The 710-nt window shown below is 60.6% G+C and carries 1 protein-coding gene; it reads left to right on the top strand.

What is annotated here, in order from left to right; genetic code table 11:
* On the top strand, window positions 1-603 hold a 603-nt coding region (locus AC1D0P_RS26580; RefSeq protein ID WP_477679466.1), incomplete at its 5' end, for a polysaccharide deacetylase family protein.
* Between the last annotated feature and the right edge of the window lie 107 nt (window positions 604-710).

Below are 710 nucleotides of genomic sequence, written 5' to 3' on the forward strand. Positions count from 1 at the left end.
ATGCAGCATCGCGATGTTGCGATCCGCATCACCTCGCCGGAACGGCGGGAATGGGCCCTGGGAGCACGGGACTCCGACCTTCAACGAAGAAGCTGGCGCGCATCCGGCGGAGAATGGACGGCGCGGCAGCGTGCCTATATCGGAATCTGGACATATCTGAAGTCGCTCGACAATACCGACCGCGAAAGCGCGATGGCCGAACTTCATGCGCAATCAGGGGTGCCGGAACAGGCTCCGGCGAGCGGTGCCGCCTTGAGCTTGCAGCAGCTGAACTGGCTCGCTGGCCAGCCCCTGATTGAACTCGGCGCACACACCGTCACCCACCCTGCACTGGCGGGCTGTGCTCCGGCAGTGCAAGGGCAGGAAATCGACGGAAGCGTCGAGGAATGCGCGCGGTTGATCGGCCGGAACATAAGATCTTTCGCCTATCCCTATGGAAGCTATGGGCCGGAAACCCCTGCGATTGCCGCCGAAGCCGGCTTGGAATTCGCCTGCACGACGCGGGGGGATCGAGTGAAGCCGGGCGACCCTCTGTTAGAATTGCCCCGTTACCAGGTCTTCAATCTGGCAGGGAAGGAAATGCTAAAAACGTTTCCGGGTTAGGGATATCGGCGAATTTCTAATGGGCAGGGCTTGTGCGAGACGCCGAAGCTACTCACGTTTGACAACACGACGGCCGGCGAAAAAAATGGGGTAGCGGTCATCACAGT

The organism is Polaromonas sp. P1_G2 (assembly GCF_056405515.1).